The following is a 20,366-nucleotide window of genomic DNA, read 5'->3' on the forward strand; positions in this document are numbered from 1 at the left end:
AAAGTGGTGGGTTATCAATTATGAAAAATATAATTGACATTATATGCAAAATTAACGATATTTTATTCTTTATTTTTAAGTGGTAGATGAAGAATAATAATGAGCGATACAACATCGGACGTTGTCCAAAACAAAACCTGGAAAATGCCAGATACCCTGGTATTGATCTTCTTTATCGGCCTGTTGGCGACGGCAATTACCTATGTCGTACCGGCAGGTATGTTTGAGACCCAAACTATCTCTTATATTGCTGACGGGGCAGAAAAGACCCGTACAGTATTGGATCCTGAGTCATTCACCTACGCGACCGATGAGCAGGGTGCGCTGGTCTACAACAGCATCGGTCTGTTTGCCAGTGGCGGTGGTATAGGCCTGATGAACTTTGTGTTCGAAGGTTTGGTTTCTGGCTCCAAATGGGGCTCGGCAATTGGCGTCATCATGTTCATGTTGGTGATCGGCGGTGCGTTTGGCATCGTGATGCGTACCGGGACGATAGATAACGGCATTTTGCGGCTGATTGACCGAACCAAGGGCAGCGAATCCCTGTTTATTCCGGTGTTATTTTCCCTATTTTCCCTGGGGGGGGCTGTTTTTGGTATGGGTGAAGAGGCGGTCGCGTTCGCGATCATTATCGCCCCGCTCATGGTTCGAATTGGTTATGACGGCATTACCACTGTGATGGTGACCTACGTCGCTACCCAGATAGGCTTTGCAGCATCATGGATGAACCCGTTTTCAGTCGCCGTCGCCCAGGGCATTGCTGGCGTACCTGTATTGTCTGGTGCCTCTGTACGTGTTGGCCTTTGGATTATGTTCACCCTCATCGGTATCGCCTTCACCATGTGGTATGCCAATGGGGTGAAAAAAGATCCGACCAAGTCTTTTAGTATCAAAGGTGATGTCCACTTCAAAAATCAAGATGCGTCGGTAACGTCATCTCGCTGGAACCTAGGTGATACCCTGGTCATGCTGACGGTTGTAGCGACTATGGTTTGGGTAATTTGGGGCGTGGTAGCGCACGCTTGGTACATCCCTGAAATTGCCTCTCAGTTCTTTACCATGGGCTTTGTGGCTGGCTTGATTGGTGTGGCCTTCCGCCTCAATGGCATGACGGTCAATGATATGGCTGATGCGTTTAAGGAAGGTGCAAGCATCATGTTGGCTCCCGCTTTACTGGTGGGGAGTGCCAAAGGGATCTTGCTGATCCTCGGTGGTGGTGGTGATGCAACCGAAGCTAGCGTTTTGAACTCTATCTTAAGCAGTGCAGGTAACGTTATCGGCTCATTGCCAGAAGTGATGGCGGCATGGCTGATGTATGTGTTCCAGTCAGTATTCAACTTCTTTGTGACGTCGGGTTCAGGACAGGCGGCGCTGACGATGCCGCTGATGGCACCGTTAGCTGATTTGGCCGGTGTTACCCGTCAGGTTGCCGTGTTGGCCTTCCAGCTCGGTGATGGCTTCACCAATATCATCGTACCGACGTCAGCCTCTCTGATGGCAACGCTGGGTGTATGTCGCATTGACTGGGGTGACTGGGCGAAGTTCGTCTGGCGTTTTATTGCCCTGCTGTTTGTACTGTCGAGCGTGATTGTTGTAACGGCACACATAACAGGTTTTGCCTAAGTTATAACAAGGTAATGGAGTCCTGGCTGCAACTTTGTGTCTAAGAGACGCCACCAGTTTAGCTGGTGGCGTTTTTGTTGCTAGGGGCTATAGCGTGAATGGCCGTAACCGCAGTTGATGAAGTTGATTAGCGTGCACTTCGTTAGCGAGACTTTGCAGTGAGCCTATCAGCAATTGCAGTGAAGCCAGTAGTCGGTAGCTGGCATCAATATCAGCCTGGCTGAGCGAGAGCCGCAAGACAGAGTCCTGTTCGAGGTATTTTAAATCGCGATAGAGCTCGAACATTAATGCGTTAAGCTTTTGCTCGTGGTCAGTCAGTTGCTCACTGACTGCCGTGCCCTCCATCACGTTGGCGAGCGCCTCGATGGCGTGGTTGATCAGCCTGCAGATGGCGGGATTCGATGAGGAAGTCGACCAGAGCCGATAGCTATCTTCAAAGGCGCGCAGGTGCAGGCAGGTGTTGTAGCCGTGATCGATCAGTGCCGCGACCCTTGACGGATCCTGCTCGGGAAAATGCGGCCAGTGTATTTTTTGCATCGCAAGGTCGGCGCCGGTTATCGCACGAAGCGGATCTTGACCGGTAGTGGCCAGCGTATTGAGTAAGCAGGGCTTTGATAAGGAGGTTAGCCGCTGCTGCAGGCCATTGCAGAGGCTGCTCAACTGGCGCAGCAAGGTTGCCTCGGGGCTGCTAGGAAAAATCCCTTGGTTAACAAAGAAAATGACCAGCATTACAATACTAACCAACATCAACTGCAATAAGGCGAGTTGGATGTCGTACACCGGTGTAAGCTGCATCGCACCGCTGGTCATCAGGATCAATATCTGCGAGCCGAGCAGGCGGTGGATGGCATGCTGCGGTTGGTGAAATATGCGCCAGATACAAAAGATATTGATGAAGTAGAAGGCCACCAGTTGCCAGACTTCGGTGAATGTCGGCATGATGAACACATACTGGATCAGTACGAACAGTGACCAGACGAAAATGAGTATCAAGAGTGCCCAAATGCTGACAAATGGCAGCGGGATGACAATAGCGCCAAGGATCGCCCCTAATAGCACCACCATGGCTCCACCAGGCATTGGTACATAGATCCATAATGCGATACAGACCCAGATGATAAGGCAAATTTTGATGGCGTGAATCGCTGAATCCGGTCGGAACCCCCACTTATTCCGGCGAGCTCTGTCTGCTGTACGGTGTGGGTCGCTAGGTGTGGGTCGAAGCCGTGGTGGCTGCTCTAGGGCAGAGATAGACTCGAGTTCAAAACGGTTTACTTCAACCAAGGACCGTAAGATATCATGGTGGAGTTGATCGATTTGGCTCAACTGCGTAGCGAGCAACATGGTACTGCCTTGCTCGAGGTGGTCATCAAGGTCCAGCCTACCGCTAGGCAGATTAATAGGCTGTGGATCGGGGTTGTTGTATTGCAATTTGGCAGGCAGCGGATCTTGCAGCAGTTGCTGGCAACTGGCGATCCGTACCGTGATCCGCTTGAGCAAGTCCCGGATCTGGGGAGTCAGGGAACTATCGAGAGGGGTGCTTAGGGCTTCTGTATGTTCAGCCAGATGCCCGCACAATAGCGCCCACTGGTTGAGCCGGTCTAGCAGAGTCTGCCATTGTTGGCGATCGCTGGCGATATGGTAGCTGTCGGCTTGCGCTGCGTAGATCAAATCCTCCAGCTGGGTCAATTGTTTGAGGCTATCGCCCAAATGCAGCGGCTGGGTAAATCTCCCGTTCTCATCGAGCTCGGTGATGGCGGCCTCAATATGCTGGGATTGGCTGTCGAAGTATTGGCGTAGGGTCGACAGAACGGTATGGCGACTGGATCTAGGCCAAAGCAGGCTAAATACCAAGGTGAAGCAGAAAATACCGAGAATGGTTTCCTGTACCCGAAGTACTGCCACGGCGAAGGTTAACTCTGGCTGCAGTTTGCCCATCACGATCACCAGTGTGCCGACCACTAGGCTGATAGTCCAGAGATAGCCATTGCGTGGATTGTCCTGCAGGTAGACGCAGGCTGCCGCGAAGGCACTGTAAAACAGTGTAAAAAGCACAAGTTGTTGGGCAAACAGCCCGACAAGCAAAAACGCGGCAATGACCCCCAGCAAGGTCCCGAGCAAGCGGTGGCGGCCTTTCTTCATGGAATGGCCGAAGGTTTCTGTCGCCGCCATTACAATGACGGCAAATCCGGCCCAGTACGGGCGCTCCCAGCCCAGCCAAAGTGCACTGACAATGGCCAGAGTCAGGGCAGTGGCCACTTTAAGTGGCAAGATACAGCGCTGATCAAGCATCGTTGTTCCTTACCGGTTTTGGGTTGGCGTAGCATTTGCGTATGATTTATTAACCATGACCGAGGCCGTGGACCCGACGCGGAGCTGGATAGCATCGGGGATCTCATCAAGGGTAATTTTAACCGGAATGCGTTGGGCCAGCCTGATCCACTGAAAGTTGGGATTGACGTTGGGCAGCAAGGAGACGCCAGTACTACCATCTTTATGGGCAATACCGTACCCGATGCTTTCAACGTGCCCTTGCAATGGCTGATCACCATAGGCCATCAAGGTTACCGCTGCCTTGTCACCTAAAGCGACGTCCCGGATATCGGTTTCTTTGAAGAACCCCTCTATCCAGAAACTGTTTTTGTCCACCAAGGCGACAACGGGCTGGTTGGCAACGACTTGGCTACCAACACGTAAGTTTAAGTTGGTGATAAACCCGTCGACGGGAGCGGTGACCTGGGTGAAGCTGAGGTTGAGTTGGGCTTCCTCAAGCGCTGCTTTAGCAACCAACACGCCGGCCTCGGCGGATTCGACAGCATTGCTGAGTTTGTTCAGAGCGAGCTGCGAGATAGCACCGGGCTGGCGGCGGGCAAGCGATGAGCCGCGCTTGGCTTCATCGTCAGTTTTTTGCAACTGTGCCTGAGCCTGCGCCAGACTGGCCTTGGCTTTCGCGAGCGCTGCTTGGTAGGTACGCGGATCGACTTCGAACAACAGTTCACCGGCGGCAACTTCGCTGTTATCGCGTATCGGCAAGTCAATAATTGGTCCGGTCACGCGAGGGGTGATCTGGATAACCTGTGCTCGGATCTGGCCGTCCCTTGTCCAAGGGTTATCGAGATAGTGGTGGTATTTCCAGCCGATAGCCGTAAGGGCAAGTAATAGAGTGCAGGTGGTGACGAGATAGCGCTTGATCAAGATAGGCTCCGATAAAGGTCATGAGGGAAAAACATAGGTACTAACAACGACGGTGTAGATGATTGTCAGTGATAGTTCGACCAGCGGTGGACTGGCAACATGGCGAAACCAGCGGAACCGGTTGAACAGGCGGACTGTCACTGAAGTGCAGATCAACCCAAGCAAGGCGGCGACAAGCAGGGGAGGGAGGTAGATATCACCAAAAGCGACTTCTTTCGGAACGGCAAAGGACACGTTTTTTCTCTTTTGTACAAAGTAAGTCTTTATAGTAATGAGGAAAAACGATGTGATAAATTCCCCTAAGGGGAATTCACTAGAAACTGATAGTTTCTAATGTTGCTTAAAATAGAACCCGTATATTGGCAATAAAGGAGGGGTTGGTGGATAGGTTAACCAGTATAGAGATCTTTGTTCGTGCCGTTGAATTGGGCTCGTTCGCTGCCGTTGCTGATGAGCGGGGGATCAGCGCCCAGATGGTGGGCAAGCATGTCAGGGGGCTTGAGGCCTCGATCGGTGCGAAGCTGTTGGCCAAGTCGACCCGTTTTCAGAGCCTGACGGCAGCCGGGGAACAGTATTTCAAGCGGTGCTTGGCGGTCCTTGCTGAGCTCAAAGCAGCCCAGGAAGATATCTACCGTGACATGAATGAGCCATGCGGCAGCCTCAAGATCAGTTGTGGGGTAAATTTTGGCATCAAGGCGTTGGCTCCGATTCTAGCTCGGTTTCAGCGGCAGTATTCCAAACTGGACATTGACTTGGTGTTGGAAAATAACCCACCGGATTTAAAAAAGGGAGGTTATGACATTATCTTCCGTGAGCAATTGAAAGGCTATGATGACTTGATTGCAGTCAAATTGCGCAGCTACAAAATGGTGGCTTGTGCTTCGCCACTCTATCTCGAGCAGAACGGGATCCCGCAGCACCCAGAGGATTTGATTACACACCAATGCTTGCAGAGTAACCTGTCACCCAACCCCCATAAATGGTGTTTCTATGATGGCCAGCACTTGATCACCCCGCCGGTCGCATCAAGGTTTACGATGAACAGTGGGCAGGCGATGCTAGCGGCGGCTTTGGAAGGTGCCGGCATTACTTTACAGCCTATTTTCCAAGTCAGTGATGTGCTAGCAGAGGGGGCTTTGGTCCCCATTTTGCAGGACTACACATTGCCTGCGGTTGAGTTCTATATGCTATATCGACCATCACTGCGCAATACCGCGAGGCTGACAGCCTTGCAGGCATTTGTCCGTCAGGCTTTGGAGGACCACGCCGAGGCTTAAACTAAAGGCGAAAAGCTGGACGCTCTTCATGCCGGTAGTGTTTGTTGCCGTGACAACGTAAACCTGTTGCAAGTTTTGAAATCATTGATAGTCGCACGGGGATCGTTAAGCCAGCAGGAGTGTACTGCTGGCTTTATACTGCCTTACTTTCATTACCGTATTATACAATGATCGACGCTGGTTTTTTAAATAGCTGCTCGGGGATAACAGAGAGCCAACCATTGCAGCGAGCGTATTCTATTAATGAGGCACGGTTGGTCACGCCAACATCATAAAAGCGTGTTATCAAGTTAGCGATTTGCTTTTCAACCGCTTTGGGGGTTCTGTGGATCAATTGGGCAATCTGTTTGGTTTGTCGCCCACGCAGCAGCCAAAATAGGACAATTTCCTGTGAAGGCGTTAGCGGCATACGCTCTGGTTTAATAGTGCTGAAAGAGGTATGGGTATTGTTCAGAGCCATAATTTCAGCAAAAGATGCTAAGTTGACCAATTCCCTCAAGTTGGTCGCGCTAAACTGGATTCCCCAAGGTTCACCATTGATGATGACGGGACGCTTTTCAAAAGTATACGCATCGAACCCATGCGCATACTTATGCACGTCGATGGTTACTACTGTCTTGTTTTCCGTTATTGCTTGTTTGTCTTGTTGTACAAAGTCAGGTGCAAATTGGGCTGTATCACATGGTAGGTCACAATCAGTGAGGCCCGCTATATCATCAGGTGCATTGACTAAGTCACGGTAAGCTTTGTTGGCAAAGGCAAAAATGCCATCCTTAGACTTCAATCCTGCCGGATAAGGGCTGTGCTCTAGCATATGAATCAGAACGGATAAGTATGTATTTTGGTCTATATTCACCCGCGCATTTTATCACCCCGATCAAAGAAATAAAGTAGGATAAATCCCCCTTTTTGATTAGTTTGTCAAAAGCACGGCTTGTACAAACTTACCATTGGCGGTAGCCACAGGTGTCGATATGAAAGCGCACACCACTGTAAAGGCCAAGGCCCATCTTGTTTTCCTTACCGACCGAGGTGTATACGCTCTTGAGGATTTTATGGAGTTCGGCCCGAGAAATATTCCTCGTTGGGACGAGATCGAGAGCGCAGAAGTCGAGGTGAGAACTTCTCGGTGCCCCTCCTGCATGTTGGTTGTATTCTTGACTTCGGTCGCCAGAGACTGGGATCAGTAAGCCGGTTTTGGGCATGACATGCTCTTGAATAAAAATGAGGGTACGGGCCATATTCTTCCAAACTTTCTCATCTGGCAGGTTGAAAATGGTCGTATTACTGAGGCGCCAATCTGTCCCCTGCAAAAGTACAAGGTGCAGAGGTATGCCTTCTTTTACTCCTTTGTCTAGAAAGTATTCATGTCCTTTCTGAATTTTCTTTTGCATGCCATTCATCAGAACCCAACCTCTAAATGCAGCAAGAGTCGGAACCTTGAAACCCTGAATTTCAATGACTAAGTCACTGTAGTCAAAATCGGTATGAACTTCATAAAGCTTTGATAGTTCAATTGCTTCCGCTTTACTGGCGTGCGGAAAAGTCAGAAATAACGACAATATAATCCACTTCATCTCTTACTCCATATCACTATCCGTAGGATATATATCGACATGATCGTTTAAGTGTAGGTTATCTGCCTGATAGCGGATGGGGGGATTCTTAAGTTTTTATTTGTAATTTTCTATGAAAATCTGTCTGAATTGGTGAGATAAAAAAGCTATTACCAATTAATCTGTTAAAATTAGTCAGGTAATCTCATCGTAAAAAAATCGCTTTTTGTTAATGCTTATGATCAAAAAAATACTGCTAACTTTGCTTTTTTCTTCTCTGGTGCAGGCGGGTACTATTGAAGAGCATATTGAAGATCTTGCCACTGAAGTGTACACAATGGCCTCATTGGATGGCGTCATTGATTACGCTCTACTCAAAGAAGGTGTCGAAGCTTATATGACCAAAGGCACTGGGGCGAATCCCAATTTGGTGATTATTGACTTTCGCCGTCCATCTCATGAAAAGCGATTTTATGTTGTTGATTTAGCAAATAAGAAACTGAAGTATCATACCTATACGACTCATGGCATTGAAAGCGGTGGTGCGTACGCTGAACGTTTTTCCAATACGGTAAATTCCAAGCAGACCTCATTGGGCGTGTTTAAGACGGCTGAGACATACTACGGTAAATATGGCTATTCGCTCCGTCTTGATGGGTTGTCTGAGGGGGTTAATGATAATGCCCGCCGGCGTTATATTGTGATCCATGGTGCAAAATATGCGTCGCCTGACTTTCTGGCATCGAATAATTTTATCGGCTGGAGCTGGGGATGCCCAGCATTGCCACCTGAAAAGAACAGGGAAATTATCGATTTAATTAAAGGTGGTAGCATCATCCTTGCAGCCAATGAAGAGATGGTCGGACGTGACTTATCCCCCCCATCTTTGTTGGCATCCAACTCTTATCATGAGCGAGCAGAAAGCAATAATCGCATGGTGATAAGTCGATAGACCGTTAGGGAGGCTATCGAGCCTCCCTTCTCTTTAGATCTTACAGTGCCGCTTCCAAAATGGCACGGCTGTCACTGATAGTGATGCTGCCACGCTCACCGAGCGCTTTCATACCGTGTTTTTCTAAGCTTGTTACCAGAATGTCGATATCTGCAGTGCCTAGTTCAACATCGCTCAGGCTGGTTGGTACTTCCATTTGCTTGAAGAAAGCGACGGTGCGGGCAATAGCTTGTTCGATACGCTCATCAGTAGACCCTTCAGTAATGCCAAATACGCGCTCTGCGTACTGTAGCAATTTACCTTCTTTGTCTTCACGGCGTTCTTTCATAACGGCAGGCAGAACAATACTTAGCGTGCGCGCATGGTCGATACCGTAGTTACCGGTTAGCTCGTGACCAATCATATGAGTGGTCCAATCTTGTGGAACGCCGACACCAATCAAGCCGTTCAGCGCTTGGGTTGCTGTCCACATAATGTTGGCACGCACATCAATATCGTCAGGCGTGGCAAGGGCCTTAGGTCCTTCTTCGATGAGATTGAGCAGTAGGCCTTCGGCAAAGCGGTCTTGCACTTTAGCATTTGCCGGGAAAGTGAGGTATTGCTCCATAACATGGACATACGCATCAACGACACCGTTGGCGACCTGGCGGGGAGACAGGCTTAGCGTTGTCGTCGGATCAAGCACGGCAAACAAAGGCTGAACTTTCGGTGTCATGAACGCCAACTTGTCTTTACCACGGGAAACCACAGCGCCCATATTGCTTTCTGAGCCTGTTGCAGGAAGCGTCAATACGCAACCTAGTGGTAGGGCGCTTTCGACAGGGTGTTGCTGGGCCAAAATGTTCCACGGGTCTTCGCCCTGGTAAGCCGCGGCTGCTGCGATAAACTTAGTACCATCGACCACCGAGCCACCACCAACGGCAAGCAGGTAATCAAAACCTTCGGCTTTGATTTTTTCTACTGCTTTCATTAGCGTGTCGTATTGTGGGTTCGGTTCTACACCGGCAAATTCACCCCAGTTATGCTCGCTCAAAGCTGCTTTAACTTGCTCATATACACCGTTTGTCTTGATAGAGCCACCACCGTAGATCACCAAGACTTTTTTATCTTGGGGGATATCATTGGTAATGGCTGAGATTTGACCATCACCAAAGTGAATGCGGGTAGGGTTCTGGTAAGTAAACTTGTCCATGAAGTATCTCCAGTGTGTGCTGTTATTGTTTCTCTATTTGATGACAACAGTCTATGCCAATGAATCAGAAAGTGTCATGCTCAAAACTGTTTAATACTTGCCTAAATCTACTTTTTTACTCGAAGGGAGAATGCCGCTATCTTGTTGTGTGTTGGATCGCTAAGCGCTAGTAATTCATGGGTACCTGTGCTTTGATCTGTAGGGATAAGCAATAGGTATACAAGAATAACGAGGTAAGAGTCATGGGGTCATCTGTAGGATCAGTTTCTGAAACGTGCGTACAAAAAGGTGAAGAACTCTGTGTATATTATGGCTTAGGGGCTGAGTCGGGTATTGTTGATCTGGAAGTGCCGGGTATTCGTCTGTTTAGGATTAATCACTACCATAAGATGACACCACAAATGTACCAGCAAGGTGTGGTAGTGATACTACAGGGTAGCAAAGTTGGTCACCTAAATGATTACCGGTTTGATTATGATACTGACCATTGCCTGATTGTTGCAACGCCTTACCCTATAGCTTGTGAAACATTTGCTTCGCCACAAGCGCCATTAATCGGGTTGGACATCGATTTTGACCTGACCATTATCCAAGAGCTTGTTGATGCTCTTGAGCAGCACCAGCATAGTGAAATGCCTAAAACGCAAGATAACGGCCGTGGTGTGGCGGTGACGAAAATCACCCCTGGTATCAGAGATTGCATTTGCCGTTTGTTAGGCTGCTTGAAAGATCCTTTAGATGCCCGTGTATTAGGCAAGCAATTACTGCGCGAGTTTTATTTTCATTTACTGAAGAGTGAGCAGGGGCATTTACTCGCACAATACTGTAAGCAGGATAGTGCATTATCGAGGGTGTCACGGGTGATCACCCACGTACAATCGCACTACGACCAGAAGCTGGCGATTAATGATTTGGCCGATATGGCAGGGATGAGCGTGTCTGCTTTTCATCGAGCCTTCAAGCAAGTCGTAACGGATCCGCCTTTACAGTACATCAAAAAAATCCGACTGAATAAGGCCAAAACCCTGATGTCGCAAGATGGTATGCCGGCAAATGTCGCTGCCTTGAAGGTGGGTTACGAGAGTCCAACCCAGTTCAGCCGCGAATTCAAGCGCTACTTTGGTGTGCCACCAAGCAGGGTATCTCATATAGGAACATTCTAAGCGTGTTAAGTATTTTCTTATCCTCTGAAATGAAACGTTACAAATAAAACAGTGTTTTCTATTTTAAGGTTGTGTTCGGTTTGTTGGTGGCGGTATTGGTTATCAGAATGATGCGATTAAACAGGATATTGTTGGCAATAAGTCATCGAAAAATGCAGAAGATATGACGTATCAACTACGTGGTGGTGTGGTCATTAACGAACAGCACCGTTTGATGGGTACTTACAGCTACTTTAGCGATGATATTAATGGTTTGCTAGGTGAGCGAAAGCAAACACAAAATATGTTCCTTGCCTCTTATGATTACTTAATCCCAGTTCATCAGAAAATCAATCTATTTGCTGGTGTGTCAGCAGGTTTTGCTGACAATGAGTTCAAAAACAAGATTAGCGGTATCACTGTAGACTCAACGGATTTTGTTTGGGGAGGGCAGGTGGGTGCACAATTTAAGATCAGTAATAATTGGTCGACAGATCTAACTTACCGACTGCTTGATCAAGACTATGACAAGATTGGTAATGAAGTTGACTATACCCAGCAGGTTGTTTGGTCTGTTGATTACAAATTTTAATCTATTCTGAATGGATATTGAAAAGAGGACATATTGTCCTCTTTTTTTATTTTTAATGTTTATTTTGTTTTCTATTCAGCTTACGTTTTGCTTTGTGAAAATTAATATAAAAGAATGGTTTTGATTAATTTGCATTTAGTTGGATTAATAACCTTATTGAGCAAAACATTGGTTGTTCAGCATGAGTTAAGATAAAAAACGATGTTTTATATCTTAAGTTCCCGTTCAGCAAATAGGCGTATAGTGATTGGCAAGCAGAAGATATTATATAAGACTTATCCGGCGCATTATAAAAGTTATGAATAATGAAGCTTGGGAGTCCAAGGAGAAATACATGAAAAAGATCACAGCAATTTCGACGTTAGTACTGGCAGTAATGGCCGCTTCACCAGCATTCGCCGCTGATACACAATGGTTTGTCGGTGGTGGTGTAGGTTATCAAGAAGACAACGTGAAAGGTGCAAACGCCCAGAATGGTGAAGATGCCACGTACCAGCTGCGTGGTGGTGCAATCATGAATGACCATCACCGTGTTATGGGTACCTACAGTTACATGGACAAGTCATCACAAAACATGTTCCTAGCTTCTTATGATTACCTTGTACCTGTACATCAGAACGTAAATCTATTCGCTGGTGTTTCAGCGGGTGTGGCAGACAGCAAGATCAGCGGCAGTAGCTCCACTGATTTCGTTTGGGGCGGCCAGGTTGGTGCGATGTATGAAATCAATGATAACTGGTCAACGGATTTGACATACCGCTACCTTGATCAGGACTACAGCAAAAACGATACTAAGATTGACTACTCTCAGCAGGTTGTTTGGTCTGTTGACTACCGTTTCTAATCGTTTACTCGATAAAGCGCTAGTACGAACATCAAAAGGGAAAGCGATTGCTTTCCCTTTTCTGTACTCTAATTACCGCTGAGCAACAACACCGGGCGAATATAAATTCACTGTCTTGTTGTCATAGATACTGCTATAACTAATTGTATTAGAATTATATAAGTCAGGATTCAAGGATGAAGCTACAGATTATAGGGTTAATGCTAAGTAGCATGTTGGCAGCGCCAACGTTCGCGACCCAATTGGAAGGTGGTACTTGGTTATGTAAAAGACCTGATACTCCGGAGAATATGTTGGAGACCACGTCGTATCAATTTATGTCTGATGGCACAATTCACTCAGAAGAGTGGCTAAGGCGTTCTGAAAACAATCAAGTACAATTAGAGTTTAAGTTGGCGGTAGACTATAGCTACTTTCATAACGGGTTAGATTATGTATTGAAGCCGATAAACTTGACTCGAGATATTGTGGTCGATAAAAACAATGTTAATCCATTTAATAGCGATGCCCGGCGAGACTTGCTAGGCTACCGTATATTCTTTCAACCCCAGTTCGAAAGCACCAATCGCGCAGCTTTTGTGATGCGCCACCATATCACTCCCGATGAACGTTTTACCCTGAATTGTTCTCGTCAAACATAGCGTTTTTGTTGTTCAATTATATGGGGCTGCGATGACTGCGTTCCAGTAGTTTTTCCTTATATTGGGTGGGGGTTTGTCCCCTTTGGCGCTGAAAGGCCTTGCTAAAACTCTGGACACTTTTATAGCCGAGTTCTTCGGCAATGTCTTTAACACTCAGATCGGCCTGCATATATTTTATTGCTTGGTTACACAAGACATAACTGGTAATTGAACTGAAACTCCAGCCAAATCGGTGGAGCCGGCGTTGGAGTTGCTGTCTTGATAAGTTGAATTTGTCCGCCACAAAGTCCAAGCTGGGGTATCCATAGAAGCGGGAGTAATTGATCATTTCGTACATCATCTTCGCCACATCATGGGCCTGAGGCATATTGAGAAATTCATCCAACTCGAGATTTGATAGCATCATTGGACGTGTGAGCTCAAAAGGGAAGTTATTGCCATGCTCAAGAATAGAAATATCTAACCATACTCGGGTAGAGGCACTATTCCAGCGAATATCACAGCCAAAAAACAGCTCGAATTCCCCGTTACCACAAGGCGGTCCACTTAACTCTATCCTCAGTGGGTGGTAATTCTCTCCCATAAAGTAGCGTAGGGTATTGGTGAACATGATGGCCATGCGCACACTGTCTTGAAAGCGGCCTCTTCCTGATGAGAAATGATTGTTATAGGTCCACTTGATGATTTTGCCTGACAATTCACCGTGAAATGTTGCTCCTGATTGCAAACAGGAAGTGCCATAATTGATGCGTCGGAAAGTCAGTGCTAACTCAGGGGTGGATAGAAACCAACCACCAAGTTTATCCATATTATCAAAGCTAATATCTTTCGCCATCTTACTGAGATAAGCACGATTGCCAATCACGTGCTCGAGATCTTCCAGCCATTGGTTGAAATCAGAATAGGGTACCAAGGTCATAGGCTCTTCGAGCAACTTTGGTGGTACGCCCAACTCACTCAACGTGATCCCGTAATGTTTTTGTAAGGCGCGAACAAAAGGTTGGAAAAAGATTGATCGCACAAAGGCAGCCTGAAATTGAGAGTCTGGAAATGGCATCGCTGCTGCTCGCTCTGGTGTGGTCTGATTGTGTTGATATTGTACTTATATTGAATCAATCTATCCGATGTTGTGATGTTTGTCACTTTTTCTTACACAATCTCATTAACAACAATAAATTTTAAAATGGCCAATGCCTTCCAGTTCTTTGACGTGTGGCTGTGTATTGGCTTACTGATTATGCGTTAGTGAATTGGGAAACTGTTATGAGTCTCGTCAGCATGCCTTTCGTCGACAGTGGGGTTGATACCGCGCTGCATGTCGTCGCCGCCGTTATTTTGTTTGGATCCATCGCTGCAGCTGCTTTCGGTTTTTGGCGTATCCATGAATTGCCGATACAAAAAGCCCACAAGAGTGAGCACCATCAATTGGGGTTGATAACCGCCCTGACCTGGATTGGTTTTATTTGGCATTGGGTTTGGGTCGTGGCCGTAATTATCGCTTTCGTCGATGGGGAGCAAGCGCTTCGCCATATTCGTAATATCTGGAGGGAGAAAGAGGTGCCCTCAGGATCTGAGCCGGTGATCATGAGTAAAGAGGAGGCTGAAAATGCTTGAGGGTTTGGCGGTATGGTCACTCTTTATCTACCTGCTGCGATTAGTGGGGATGCCATGGAATAAATTCACAAAAATGTTTTCCTATCTTGGCGGTTTGGGGTGGTTGGTATTTGTCTGGATTGGTTTGATCACCTTCGCTCCGATGGATATGTCCGGTGGCTCACTTGTGCAATCGCCACACATTCAGCTGCGTCCGGGGTCGACCAACATTAAAGGCCATGTCGACGAGATTTTGGTTCGTCCGAATGAAAAGGTGAAAAAAGGCCAGCTGGTTTACACCTTGGATGACGAACAATACCAGATCGCGCTCAAGAAGGCGGAAACACTGCTGGACTCGGCAAAGGTCGCGCTGTCGATTTCACATGAAGATGTACTCATTGCTAGGCAAAATCACCATGCAGCGATGAAAGACATTGAGATCGCAGAGAATGAGATTGAAGCGGCCAGGGAAGATTTGGAGTGGAAAGAAACGACACTACGCCGTTATCAAGAGCAAGATAGGGTGGTTAAGCACACCATTACCGAAACACAAATGGATGAGCAACAAACGGCCGTTGATGTCGCTCGGGCTAGGCAAGTGACCCTCAAGTCGCAGTTGGATAAAGCGAGGGTGTCAGCCCAACGTGCCCAGCTGGATGTTGAAAAGTCTGAATTGTCTGTTGAAAGCCGTAAAGTGGATGTTGCTAACAAGAAAGAAGATGTCGCCCAAGCGCAGTGGAATTTGGACAATACGCGGGTATACGCGCCTGCCGATGGGTATCTGACCAACTACATTATGCGTGAAGGCCAATATGTTGGCGTCATGCCGCGGATTCAGATGTATACCGACGAGAAGTATGTCTTGATGCGAGTAAACCATCAGGCGATCCGCAATGTAAAAGTCGGACAACAGGCTGAGTTCGCCTCACCGGTCTATCCGGGGAAGGTTTTTAGTGCTGAAGTTGAAGGCATTATTGAAGCTACGGGCGAATCTCAGGGCAGCTTGCTGGCAAGAGATGACAATGTTCGTCAAACCACTGGCCAGAATGCACTGAACAAACACCACTTTGTTCGCTTGAAATTGACGGAGCCCGGCGACTATGACATCCCTGTTGGCTCCGTAGGCCTAGCGTGGATCAGTGCAGAGAAGCCGATTAGTTTCTTGGCATTTTTAGATGTGATTCGCGGCATTATTATTCGCATGAAGTCCCAGATATTCTTTATCTGGTCGATGTAAGACAAACCGGGAGCTCAAAAAGAAATACCCGACGAGTTCTCTACCGAGTACCGCTCTGGGATAACAAGGTTCTCCGAAGCTGAGTTATCCCACTTTTACTACGACAATGCTGACCGTAGTTGGCTGCAATTCTGCTAGGCTAAGGAATTGCAGCTTTTTTTTTGCTTATCATCCCAGTATTTCTAACCAAACCAAACCAAACCAAGCTCTGCCTCCTAAATCCTATAACTTGATATATAATCGTGGATTACATGGAGTGTTGATCATGCCTTTTGTATTCCCGATAACTCAAATCTATCCTCGAGCGCTTTCCTGTCCCAAGCGATCATCTTACTTGCTTGTCTTCAGTGTCATGACAGCGCTGTTTTATCCTGTTGCCAGTACGGCGGCTCTGCAACAAGAGTTTGAGTTTGGTGACTCAGCAGACTATGTCCGCTCACTCCCTGATGCCTTTGACTGTTCAGCCCTCTATCAAGCGGATGTAGCAGAAGAAAGTGAGCAAGAGGGAGTCGCCTTTTGTTTTGATGAAGCGAACTTATTTCATACTGAAGGGGGGATGCTGACCGCGTTTATGGCTGACGGTGCTGTGGGTAAAGTGGCGTATACCCTTGAGATGTCACCGTCCAACTACAGTGCCGTGCTGTCTGGTCTGCGTCGCCTGAATTACGTATTCACCCAAGTTACCGTTGGTAATGAAACTTTGGATGTACTATCAGGACTTAAGCTATTGGACAGGCAAACACTTGATGACCAATTGTTTACCTTAGCCAACCACGCTGATTTCTCTGTTCCGCGAGAATTTATCCTTCTCGATCACCGTAGTTTCAAAAGAGCTCTCAAGGCCGGAATTAAGAGTGTCGACAGTTTGTTGAACGACAAGACGGCTCAGCGTGGGTTTGAACGCTTAACCATGGTGCACATAAGGGTGAGCAGTGATGAAATCCTGCTGCAGGCAAGCCAACCATTTGCGGGCTAGTGCCTGTGGCGCAAGGTCGAGTGATAGGGCGTTAATCCTTCCGCAGTTTGTTGATCGTCGATATAGGTGTCGGGAAGCGGTTTACCACCCAATAGGTCGAGATGATAAAAGTCGTAATCGTCGCCATTTGAATAAATAGGGTTGCTTCGACCGATAATAGCCCACTGCTCATAGCTGCGTAGGCAACGAGAAAGGAAAACTCACTGGCTTGACTGAGCCTTGCACTTAGCTCATGTTGCATCGTGGGCTTTTCTTTGGCGATCTTTAGGGCAATGGAGAATCCCCAATACTTGATAACAACCAGTAAACCGCCAAACGCCAGACCAAAGAAGGTATAGGTATTCCAATCACTGAAGTCCATTCTTGCACCAATGGCGAAGAAAAATAAGATCAGAAAGAATTCACGCAGTGGTTTTAAGTGGACTGAGATGGCCTGTGACACCCGACTGGTGGCAATCGAGATCCCTGCGATAAACGCCCCGCTTTCATAAGATAACCCCATCTGATGACTGAGTTCAGCCCAGAAGAAACACCACGCCAAGGTGGTGAGGAAGCTGTACTCCTGAATGACGTCAAATCGCTGGAAAAGAGGCAATATAATGTAGCGTACACCGATAAACGCGAGAGTGCATATTGCGACAAACTTACCCAGCATCAGCAGGAAACCGATCAATATGGCATTGCCACCGTCCATATTGAGAAAGATGATCACAGTGATCGCGATGATGTCTTGTACCAGTAAAATACTGGTGATTACTTCCCCCATACGTTGGTGGTGAAGCGTTGTTGTGGGGATCAGTTTTAAGCCAATGACAGTGCTGGAAAACATCAGTGCAGCCGCACAGATCACGGCATCTAGGAGCGATAGTTGAATGGCTAAGGAAAAAAGAAGAGCGGCGGTAAAAAAGAAAGCACAGGTGCCAAGGGTGATAATGGCACTCTCTTTGAATAAGTTGAGTAACTTGTTGGGCTGTAAGTTCAAACCGATAAGAAATAGCAGCAAAATAACGCCAATATTACCAAACTGAGTGATGTGTTCGGGATGGGGGACTAGGTTAAGACCATAGGGGCCAATGATAATACCGGCTGCAATATAGGCCAAGATGATCGGCTGGCTAGCGTATAAAAAAAGCGTACCGAGGATCGCAGCACTGATAATAATCGCGCATAGTTCAAAGATGAACGGTGCTAAATCAATTGGCATCCCATTAAACCCCAATAAGGAACCCTTGCAAAATGGTGTCACATAAGTTTGGCCTAAGTTGTTATGATGCGCCTAGCGTTTGGTCTGTATCTCGACAATGCCACGTTTGGTTATTCCGGCCAGGTCTGTTTTTGTATTGCCGACACTTTTGTACCTGAAGGTAATCTGTCTTAGGTTGCGGGCCTGGTGGCGGGGGACGGATATGGCGCGACTGGTTTTGCCCTTGAGAAGAATACCCAAGTCATCGGTGACTATTTGACTGCCGTCACGAAAGTGCAACGAGATCGATTCCATATTAATAATGCCTTGCTTTGACTTGAGGCGCACTTGCCGGATATCGCGATTATGCCGGTTGATATTTACCCGGTCGGTATCCTCCTTGTAGGTAACACGGCGCTCGGTTAAATGCTCCCAGTCTTTGGCGAAGGCTGGTTGGCTGAAAGTAAGAATCAGGGTAAATAAAAGTAATAAACTTCTCATTGAAAACACCTTAATGCTTGCATGTAATTTAATGATTTTAATGGGTATTGTGTAACTTGCACTCACTCTATATATGTTGGTGTGGATTGAACAGGCAGCCCTGTCAGAGTTTGGTTAAACCGTATTTTTCTGGTGTAAATGTGGTCGGTTATCGTGCACCTAGTTGTTTGTTAAGCTCTCAGCAATCCCAATGATGGGAGGATTACTGACAGTTCTTCTAATTATATTTATTGGCGCTTAGGATGATGGATATGCCCGGTTCAAATGTCTCAGTTTTCGACTCAACCCTATACTCTCCACTATTTACCCAACATGAAATGAAGGGGATATGGTCTGACGATAACCTTATCCAATCTTGGCTAACCTTTGAAATCACAATAGCCAGAGTTCAGGCCATACAGGGGCTCATCCCACAGCAAGCCGTTGTGTCTATAGAGGCGGTCTGTAATGCCAGCAATATCGATTGGCCTCGCTTGGCGCAAGATACCCAAACCGTTGGTATGGCGATCAAACCTTTGGTTGATCAATTGACAGAGCAGGGCGATGATCACGTTAAGAAATACCTGCATTGGGGCTGTACCACCCAGGATTTGCTTGATACCAGCTTGGCAATGCGGGTAAAACAAACGCTGGACTTGGTGCGCACTCAGCTAGTTAGCTTGGGCAATCAACTTGAAAAAATGGCTATTGCCCATAAGCACACCGTGATGGTCGCGCGAACCAATTCGATGGATGCCCTACCGACAACGTGGGGGTTGCAGGTAAGTAGTTATCTTCAGGAAATAACTCGCCACATTGTGCGCCTTGATAATCTGTACCCTAGGGCAACTACCGGCATGTACGGCGGGGCGGTGGGGAATTTGTCATCCATTGGCCCACAGGGACTGGCTGTCCGTAAGGGGCTATTTGCTGAACTTGGCCTGACAGAGCCGAAAGGTTTGGGGAATGCCAGTTTGGATAACATTGCCGAGTTGATCCAGTTCTTTGCATTGGTGCACGGTACCCTGTGCCGAATCGCCAACGATACCGAAACCATGGGACGAGCCCCCATGGCTGAAGTGCGAGAAGGCGAATCAGGAGGAGGTTCGAGTACCATGCCGCACAAAGCCAACCCGCGTGCAGCCAATATGATCCAAACCCTGTCACGTATGGGCTGGATGTACGCCAGCAGTGCGCCGAACCTGATGGATCAGCATGATGTGCGTTCTGCCTCAATGCGGGTATTGAACTGGAGTCTGGTGCCGGAGTCGTCATTGGCGGTCTCCACGGCATTAGAGCGGGCCCAGCGGCTGGTAGCCAACCTTGTTGTCAACAAGCCGCGGATGCGTGACAACTTCGAGGCCTCCCGCAACTTTATCATGTCGGAAGCGGTGATGATGAAAGTGGCCGATAAAGTCGGCCGAGGTGAAGGATATAGCAAAGTCAAAGCGGCCATTGCTAACGCGCATGATACCGGCAGCCTGGCAGATGTACTTAAGCTGGACGGTGAGGTTTCAGCTATTTTGTCGCCAGACGAGATTGATGACGCTTGCAACCCGCAGCTTTACCTCGGTTGCAATGATGCACTTATCGACGAGACAGTTGCGCAATATCGACAACTGCTGAGTTAGTTTGCGTTGCGCGAATCTGACCTCTAATCCTCCTCAGAGCGAGTGTGCTTACACTCGCTTTTATTTGCCATATCAAGGCAACACTCTACCCTTATTGTTTATGGCATAAGACTTTTCACTGACGCATATTACTAGCCAGCTAGGTTATTTACATATCGCTCATTTTCCCGAGCTTCAATTTGCGTGATGTACACCACAGTTATTGATTTTTAGAGTTATTACTCTAAAATTAGCACATCAAGCCAAATAACA

Annotated in this window: 19 protein-coding genes and 1 pseudogene; 11 read left to right on the forward strand and 9 right to left on the reverse strand. The window is 47.4% G+C overall.

What is annotated here, in order from left to right:
* Positions 1-144 precede the first annotated feature (144 nt).
* Positions 145-1,623 (forward strand): putative basic amino acid antiporter YfcC, encoded by a 1,479-nt coding sequence (gene yfcC / locus C9I99_RS00965; RefSeq protein ID WP_208113343.1) that lies wholly within the window; start codon positions 145-147, stop codon positions 1,621-1,623.
* An 87-nt stretch (positions 1,624-1,710) separates the two neighbouring features.
* On the opposite strand, the gene C9I99_RS00970 is transcribed toward yfcC, so the two are convergent.
* From C9I99_RS00970 to C9I99_RS00980, 3 genes are read right to left on the reverse strand one after another with little or no spacing between them, the layout of a single operon-like run.
* A complete protein-coding gene (locus C9I99_RS00970) occupies positions 1,711-3,915 on the reverse strand; it encodes an FUSC family protein (RefSeq protein ID WP_107346978.1) in 2,205 nt (734 codons plus the stop codon).
* Between the two features lie 9 nt (positions 3,916-3,924).
* Complete coding sequence (locus tag C9I99_RS00975) at positions 3,925-4,818, reverse strand: HlyD family secretion protein (RefSeq protein ID WP_107346979.1); 894 nt, start codon at positions 4,816-4,818, stop codon at positions 3,925-3,927.
* An 18-nt stretch (positions 4,819-4,836) separates the two neighbouring features.
* Positions 4,837-5,052, reverse strand: coding sequence for a DUF1656 domain-containing protein (locus tag C9I99_RS00980; protein WP_166645341.1), 216 nt, complete (start codon positions 5,050-5,052; stop codon positions 4,837-4,839).
* Between the two features lie 146 nt (positions 5,053-5,198).
* Between C9I99_RS00980 and C9I99_RS00985 the strand changes: the two genes are divergently transcribed.
* Positions 5,199-6,095, forward strand: a complete 897-nt coding sequence (locus C9I99_RS00985; RefSeq protein WP_107346981.1) for a LysR substrate-binding domain-containing protein — start codon at positions 5,199-5,201, stop codon at positions 6,093-6,095.
* A gap of 160 nt (positions 6,096-6,255) precedes the next feature.
* On the opposite strand, the gene C9I99_RS00990 is transcribed toward C9I99_RS00985, so the two are convergent.
* On the reverse strand, positions 6,256-6,909 hold the full coding sequence (locus C9I99_RS00990; RefSeq protein ID WP_107346982.1) for a PAS and helix-turn-helix domain-containing protein: 654 nt from the start codon (positions 6,907-6,909) through the stop codon (positions 6,256-6,258).
* A gap of 130 nt (positions 6,910-7,039) precedes the next feature.
* On the reverse strand, positions 7,040-7,672 hold the full coding sequence (locus tag C9I99_RS00995) for a D-Ala-D-Ala carboxypeptidase family metallohydrolase (RefSeq protein WP_107346983.1): 633 nt from the start codon (positions 7,670-7,672) through the stop codon (positions 7,040-7,042).
* 220 nt (positions 7,673-7,892) lie between these two features.
* On the opposite strand from C9I99_RS00995, the pseudogene C9I99_RS01000 reads away from it, so the two are divergent.
* Positions 7,893-8,501: pseudogene (locus tag C9I99_RS01000) on the forward strand (murein L,D-transpeptidase catalytic domain family protein); the annotation flags it as partial.
* A gap of 142 nt (positions 8,502-8,643) precedes the next feature.
* Here C9I99_RS01000 and C9I99_RS01005 read toward each other — a convergent pair.
* Positions 8,644-9,795, reverse strand: coding sequence for an iron-containing alcohol dehydrogenase (locus C9I99_RS01005; protein ID WP_107346985.1), 1,152 nt, complete (start codon positions 9,793-9,795; stop codon positions 8,644-8,646).
* 242 nt (positions 9,796-10,037) lie between these two features.
* On the opposite strand from C9I99_RS01005, the gene C9I99_RS01010 reads away from it, so the two are divergent.
* The 4 genes from C9I99_RS01010 to C9I99_RS01025 all read left to right on the forward strand — a co-directional run bounded on the left by C9I99_RS01010 (position 10,038) and on the right by C9I99_RS01025 (position 13,014).
* Complete coding sequence (locus C9I99_RS01010; protein ID WP_107346986.1) at positions 10,038-10,958, forward strand: AraC family transcriptional regulator; 921 nt, start codon at positions 10,038-10,040, stop codon at positions 10,956-10,958.
* Between the two features lie 94 nt (positions 10,959-11,052).
* Positions 11,053-11,529: a porin family protein gene (locus C9I99_RS01015; protein WP_107346987.1), complete on the forward strand. Its 477-nt coding sequence runs from the start codon at positions 11,053-11,055 to the stop codon at positions 11,527-11,529.
* Positions 11,530-11,863: 334 nt separating this feature from the next.
* On the forward strand, positions 11,864-12,373 hold the full coding sequence (locus tag C9I99_RS01020; protein WP_107346988.1) for a porin family protein: 510 nt from the start codon (positions 11,864-11,866) through the stop codon (positions 12,371-12,373).
* A gap of 176 nt (positions 12,374-12,549) precedes the next feature.
* Positions 12,550-13,014 carry a hypothetical protein gene (locus C9I99_RS01025; RefSeq protein WP_107346989.1) on the forward strand — a complete coding sequence of 155 codons (465 nt, stop codon included), beginning with the start codon at positions 12,550-12,552 and terminating at the stop codon, positions 13,012-13,014.
* A 16-nt stretch (positions 13,015-13,030) separates the two neighbouring features.
* Here the strand turns inward: C9I99_RS01025 and C9I99_RS01030 are convergent, their stop codons facing one another.
* Complete coding sequence (locus C9I99_RS01030; protein ID WP_243734267.1) at positions 13,031-14,035, reverse strand: AraC family transcriptional regulator; 1,005 nt, start codon at positions 14,033-14,035, stop codon at positions 13,031-13,033.
* A 242-nt stretch (positions 14,036-14,277) separates the two neighbouring features.
* Between C9I99_RS01030 and C9I99_RS01035 the strand changes: the two genes are divergently transcribed.
* From C9I99_RS01035 to C9I99_RS01045, 3 genes are all read left to right on the forward strand, one after another.
* Complete coding sequence (locus C9I99_RS01035) at positions 14,278-14,628, forward strand: MFS transporter (RefSeq protein ID WP_107346991.1); 351 nt, start codon at positions 14,278-14,280, stop codon at positions 14,626-14,628.
* Complete coding sequence (locus C9I99_RS01040) at positions 14,621-15,844, forward strand: HlyD family secretion protein (protein WP_107346992.1); 1,224 nt, start codon at positions 14,621-14,623, stop codon at positions 15,842-15,844. Before C9I99_RS01035 ends, C9I99_RS01040 begins: the two co-directional genes overlap by 8 nt.
* Before the next feature lie 265 nt (positions 15,845-16,109).
* Positions 16,110-16,820, forward strand: coding sequence for a hypothetical protein (locus tag C9I99_RS01045; protein ID WP_107346993.1), 711 nt, complete (start codon positions 16,110-16,112; stop codon positions 16,818-16,820).
* A gap of 31 nt (positions 16,821-16,851) precedes the next feature.
* Here C9I99_RS01045 and C9I99_RS01050 read toward each other — a convergent pair whose 3' ends face one another.
* Together C9I99_RS01050 and C9I99_RS01055 are read right to left on the reverse strand one after the other, a co-directional pair.
* Positions 16,852-18,024: a cation:proton antiporter gene (locus tag C9I99_RS01050; protein WP_107346994.1), complete on the reverse strand. Its 1,173-nt coding sequence runs from the start codon at positions 18,022-18,024 to the stop codon at positions 16,852-16,854.
* Positions 18,025-18,096: 72 nt separating this feature from the next.
* A complete protein-coding gene (locus C9I99_RS01055) occupies positions 18,097-18,504 on the reverse strand; it encodes a hypothetical protein (RefSeq protein ID WP_107346995.1) in 408 nt (135 codons plus the stop codon).
* A 251-nt stretch (positions 18,505-18,755) separates the two neighbouring features.
* Here C9I99_RS01055 and C9I99_RS01060 point away from each other — a divergent pair, with 251 nt between their 5' ends.
* Complete coding sequence (locus tag C9I99_RS01060) at positions 18,756-20,114, forward strand: class-II fumarase/aspartase family protein (protein WP_107347810.1); 1,359 nt, start codon at positions 18,756-18,758, stop codon at positions 20,112-20,114.
* The last annotated feature ends 252 nt before the right edge of the window (positions 20,115-20,366 follow it).

It is taken from the genome of Photobacterium lutimaris (genome assembly GCF_003025555.1).
Taxonomy (GTDB): Bacteria; Pseudomonadota; Gammaproteobacteria; order Enterobacterales; family Vibrionaceae; genus Photobacterium; species Photobacterium lutimaris.